The following is a 5,291-nucleotide window of genomic DNA, read 5'->3' as shown; positions in this document are numbered from 1 at the left end:
TTTTCTATTCATTCCAATCTATTATCTATTTTAGGAATCTTTCTAGGTGGCATTTCTTCAGCTCTTTGGGGAACAATTGTTGCAAATCACTATTTTCATATTCATTTTAAAAAGATTGTAAAAGATTTTTTTAACATTCATACCAGTTATAAACACTATTTATTATCTTTTTTCCTTATTGTCCTTGATTTTTCTTTTCTAATGTTTGGTGGGAAAATAGTAGAATTTAGCTGGTATCTCCCATTTTTGATGTTCTTCAAATTTATTGTCTTTGGCGGTATAGAAGAGATTGGATGGCGATATGTCTTTCAACCAATTTTACAAGAAAAGTTGCCATATTTTTACTCAGCAATTCTAACCTTTTTCAGCTGGGCGATTTGGCATCTGTTGTTCTTTTACATTGATGGCTCCCTAGCAACTCTGCAAACTCTACCGTTTTTATTTGGATTGCTGACGAATTCTTTCATACTCTCAGCTCTTTATATCAAAACAAAGAATCTCTGGATTTGCGTTATGACACATTCGATCATTAATGTCTTGTCTCAGCTAACCATAGATACTGATCGATCCGAAACCTTCCTGCTTAAAATCTTCGTCATCTTGGTATCCTGCTATATGGTAGTACATAAAAAAGATGAGTATAATCGGTATAAATAAAATTAAATATAAACCTTCAAAACCAAATCAAAAAAGATTTGGTTTTTTAAGAATTAGAAATCTAATTTTCAGTATATAGTATGATTTTTACCCCCTACTTTGTAAAGAATGATTAGAATATTGTATAATAAGAAAAAGGAGAAAAGCATAAATGAATAATTCTGGAATTAAAAAAAGTCATACAAGAATACTAATCATTTTGTTACTCGCAACCATCACAGCAGGAGCTATTTTTATGTTTAGTTTGTTAGGAAAATCGCAAGAAGAACATCGGAATAGAGAGTATGAAGTAAGTTTGGTTAATGCCTTAAAGAATTCCTACCAAGGGATTGAAGAGATTAAAATTTCCAATCCAGAATACACAAGCCCTCCTGGTTCGTGGTCTTGTGATGTAGAAATCAAATTTAAACATGAAGTAAAAATTAAGTATGGTATTGGATATTCTCTAGACACTGAAGAAATAACAGATACTTCATTGGAATGGGAAAATAGAGTAAAAGATCGACAATTTTTAAATGAAAACAAGGGTAAAACTGCTTCGAAAATTAGGGTAACTTATTCTAATAATGACGAAGGAGAGCAATAATGGCATTTAGTTATACTGATAAACAACTCAATGAATTAAAGCATGGAAAGAATGTATATAGTGTCAATGCGGAATTTGCTGAGAAAAAGAGGGAATGATAATGAGTAAAGACAGATTAAGAAAAAGCTATAAACCATTATTCATAGTTTTACTATTCGTATTCATCACATTAGGAGGTGTTTTTATGTTTAGGTTGTTAGGGAAGTCTCAAGAAGAACGTCGAAATAGAGAGTATGAAGTTAGTTTGGTGAATGCGTTAAAGAATTCCTATGAAGGGATTGAGGAGATTAAGATTTCCAATCCTGATTATACAACCCCACCAGGTTCGTGGTCTTGTGATATCGAAATTAAATTTAATGATGAAAGAACTCTTTCATATGAGATTAATCATCATTTAAACTATAAAATCAATTATGGTGGCCGTCAAGAAACAAACGAAGATTGGCAGTATTTAGAAACTCATAGAGGGAAAACTTTAAAGTCAGTGAGAATTACTTATTCTGATAGCGAGCAAGGAGAACTATGATGAATTTCCATTATACTGATGAATAATTTAAACCAAGATTATGCTGTTTATAGTGTGAACGAAAAGTCTTCAAGGAGAAAAAGGAGAAAAGCTTAAATGAATATTTCCAGCAATAAAAAAAGATATATAAGACTACTAATCGTTTTGTTACTCGTAGCCATCACAGCAGGAGCTATTTTTATGTTTAGGTTGTTAGGGAAGTCTCAAGAAGAGCGTCGAAATAGAGAATATGAAGTAAGTCTGGTTAATGCGTTAAAGAATTCCTACCAAGGGATTAAGGAGATTAAGATTATGGATCCTTACAATAATGACAAACCGGGTTCGTGGTCTTGTGATATTTCAGTACAGTTCAATGATAGTCAAACTATTACTTATGGAATTAATCACAGATTAACCTATAAAGAAAACCATGATGGTCTTATGAAAGGGGATACTAATGAAGAAATTGATCAACAATGGTCGATACTTCAAAAACACATTGGTAAAACAGAATCTACAATATTAGTACGATATTCAAATGGTGAAACAGGAGAGCAATAATGGTATTTAATTATACTGATAATCAGTTGAATAATTTAACCCAAGATTTTGCTATTTATATGGTAAATGAAGAGTTTTCAAGTAGAAAAAGAGGAAAAGCTTAAATGAATAATTCCAGCAATAAAAAAAGCCATAAAAGGATACTAATCGTTTTGTTACTCGTAGCCATTACAGCAGGAGGTGTTTTTATGTTTAGTATGTTAGGGAAATCCCAAGAAGAGCGTCGAAATAGAGAATATGAAGTAAGTCTAGTTAATGCTTTAAAAAATTCCTATGAAGGGATTGAGGAGGTACATATAACCGACCCTTCATATGCATCAATTCCGTCTGATGCTTGGGGCGCAAAAGTTAAAATATTTTTCTCTGATAGCAAACAACTAAGTTATATAATCGCATTTAATAAACAAAATAACGAAATAAGAAGTAGAGATTTTCAAAATAGTTCTCGAAAAGATGATAATCAATATTTGATAAACCATCGTGGAATTACAGAAAAAAATGTAAAAGTGATTTATTCAAATGGTGAAACAGGGGAACAGTAATGGTATTTAATTATACTGACAAACAACTCAATGAATTAAAGCATGGGAAGAATGTATACAGTGTCAATGCTGAATATGCTGAGAAAAAGAGGAAATGATAATGAGTAAAGACAGATTAAGAAAAAGCTATAAACCATTATTCATAGTTTTTCTACTCGTAGCCATCACAACAGGAGGTGTTTTTGTGTTTAGTATGTTAGGGAAGTCTCAAGAAGAACGTCGGAATAGAGAGTACGAAATCAGCTTGGTCAACGCTTTAAAAAATTCCTATGAAGGGATTGAGGAGATTAAGATTTCCAATCCAAACTACACAAACCCTCCAGGTTCATGGTCTTGTGATGTAGAAATCAAATTTAATGATGAAAGAAAAACTAAGTATAGGATAGGCCATGGACTCCATGATAAAAAGAATTATCAAGGTTCATTGACCAATGAGAAAAGGCAATTCCTTAACAATTACAAAGGAGTGACCGACTTAAAAGTAATTGTTACATATTCAGATAATAGCACGGGAGAACAATGATGACATTTTCCTATACAGATGAGCAGTTAAACAATTTGAATCGGGATTATGCTGTATATAGTGTAAATCTTGAATTCGCTAAGCGTAACGGTCGGACTTATGTCAATTCAAATCTCAGTGAAAGTATATCTCCTGATGATTTAGAAAAAACCAACACCATAACTACCTCAGATGGTCAAGAATTCCGTGTTGTTGCCACTAAGTCTGACACTGAAACAGGTTTTGACGGGCTAGCAGTTGCACCTATTGTCAACGGCGAACCAGATTATAAAAATGTAGCTGTGATTGCTGCTGGAACGGATCCTGATAGTCCGGTGAATAAAACTATGTTTGGTTCACGCGATTTCTATAGTGCCATAATTGCAAGGCAAACTTACTTATCTCCACAATATAAGGTTGCTGACCAATTTGTAAAAGAGATTATGGACGATCCTAGATATGAAGTCAGTCAACTATCAGGTTATTCACAAGGATCTTACATGCTGAAGGTGGGAGCTAAATACCACATCCCTACAACCACTTTTAATGCTTGGTTTAAATATGGTGGACTTACACTGGAAGAAAAAGCATTTATTGAAAGCAACCCTTCTATGTTTATAGATTACCGTAGAAAACATGATAATGTAGTACGTTGGAATGACTCTAATCACCCAGAAAGGTACACCAGTCCGATTGATATTACAAATTCTATGCCTAGCACGATTCATTGGATTGATGGTTCGAGCCATAAAATTGAGGACTGGGAGTTTGATCCTGTAACTGGTCAAGTTATAGATGGCAAGGGAGGAAAACCCTTAATCAGTGGTGTTTATCGAGCCTATGCCAACAGTCTCCGAGGAATGGCTCATTACAAGGACTTGAAGTCAAAATGGTCATCAGGTGGTATTAGTAGTTCTGAGGAAATATACTTAGATGCAGCTCAAGGTTCTATCCTATCATCATCTATGGCTACTGCAGCAAGAACTGGAGCTGATGAAGTGAGCGCCTTAGCCAAAAAAGCAAATCAGGAATTACAAGAAATTTGGTCAAAAATCGATTTTACAAGCTACACAGCATTAGCTCCCTATGAGGTTGAGGCCATTTTTGCTAGCCAAGGTATCACTCAAGCACAGTTTATCGATACTTTTCAGGCAGAGACAACACAAACAGTCACTAAGATGAATGCTTCCGCCCAAGCATTTGAACAGTTAGACAAACAATTACAGAATGTCATTGAAAAAACAGTAGCAACAGACACACAATTTGCCAAGGAGTTCAGACAATGGAAAGAAAAGATGTGAAATGGGAGGAAATTAGAGAGAAAGAGAGAGAACTGTTTAATCTAGAAGAACAATATTATCAACAAAAGAAAGAACTCGATGATAAAGCACTCGATTTAAACGAACGAAATGCAAATTTAGAAAAACTGATGTCTGATGAAGTTGATAAAATGTATCAAGTCTTGAGAAAATTTTCATCAACTGCTGATGATGTTAGAGACTACTTTACAGAAATAGAAAATCTGAGACACTTTTCGGAACAAGTATACCGAGAACATAGAATTAAACTCGAAAATGAGAGAGAAAAAAACGATAACGAGTTTCGCAAAAAAAGAAATGAATTAGAGGAAGAATTTCACAAACTAAGGAGAGATTATGCAAGCACCAATGAATGAATACTACACAGATGAAGAATATCAATATGCACTGAAACAAATGTATCGAATGATGGAACGAAACCGAATCATTGCGGAAGCAAAGATAGCAATAACAGCAAAAAATAAATTAAAAGAAAACTTTAGTAAGACAGCTAAGAAAATTGCTACAGAAACCAAATCAACTATCACAAGCATAAACAGCCAAATGGACACTGCAATACGAGGAAAAGTTCGCAAGAGTCTTGAAGAAAAGATTCCTAATATGTTACTCAAGTATGATG

9 protein-coding genes are annotated in these 5,291 nt (G+C 33.8%); all 9 read left to right on the top strand.

Annotation, left to right across the window (positions count from 1 at the left end; all coding sequences use genetic code 11):
• The coding region (locus GMD6S_RS08115) for a CPBP family intramembrane glutamic endopeptidase (RefSeq protein WP_000408923.1) at positions 1–657 on the top strand (657 nt) is incomplete at its 5' end.
• Between the two features lie 151 nt (positions 658–808).
• Entirely contained in the window at positions 809–1,243 is a 435-nt protein-coding gene (locus tag GMD6S_RS08110) for a hypothetical protein (protein ID WP_001065608.1), read from the top strand.
• Between the two features lie 100 nt (positions 1,244–1,343).
• Positions 1,344–1,769, top strand: coding sequence for a hypothetical protein (locus tag GMD6S_RS08105; protein WP_025172943.1), 426 nt, complete (start codon positions 1,344–1,346; stop codon positions 1,767–1,769).
• Positions 1,770–1,865: 96 nt separating this feature from the next.
• Positions 1,866–2,309: a hypothetical protein gene (locus GMD6S_RS08100; protein ID WP_001027475.1), complete on the top strand. Its 444-nt coding sequence runs from the start codon at positions 1,866–1,868 to the stop codon at positions 2,307–2,309.
• Between the two features lie 104 nt (positions 2,310–2,413).
• Positions 2,414–2,851 (top strand): hypothetical protein, encoded by a 438-nt coding sequence (locus tag GMD6S_RS08095; protein ID WP_001066087.1) that lies wholly within the window; start codon positions 2,414–2,416, stop codon positions 2,849–2,851.
• 94 nt (positions 2,852–2,945) lie between these two features.
• Entirely contained in the window at positions 2,946–3,374 is a 429-nt protein-coding gene (locus GMD6S_RS08090; protein WP_000606020.1) for a hypothetical protein, read from the top strand.
• Entirely contained in the window at positions 3,374–4,654 is a 1,281-nt protein-coding gene (locus GMD6S_RS08085; protein ID WP_000144640.1) for a hypothetical protein, read from the top strand. The genes GMD6S_RS08090 and GMD6S_RS08085 overlap by 1 nt, the downstream gene beginning before the upstream one ends.
• On the top strand, positions 4,636–5,028 hold the full coding sequence (locus GMD6S_RS08080) for a hypothetical protein (protein ID WP_000439965.1): 393 nt from the start codon (positions 4,636–4,638) through the stop codon (positions 5,026–5,028). Before GMD6S_RS08085 ends, GMD6S_RS08080 begins: the two co-directional genes overlap by 19 nt.
• On the top strand, positions 5,009–5,291 hold a 283-nt coding region (locus tag GMD6S_RS08075), incomplete at its 3' end, for a hypothetical protein (protein ID WP_001148763.1). The genes GMD6S_RS08080 and GMD6S_RS08075, both read left to right, overlap by 20 nt.

Source organism: Streptococcus sp. GMD6S (assembly GCF_000297015.1).
The sequence above is the reverse complement of the archived record's forward strand: the minus strand, read 5'-3'. Positions and strand labels throughout refer to the sequence as shown.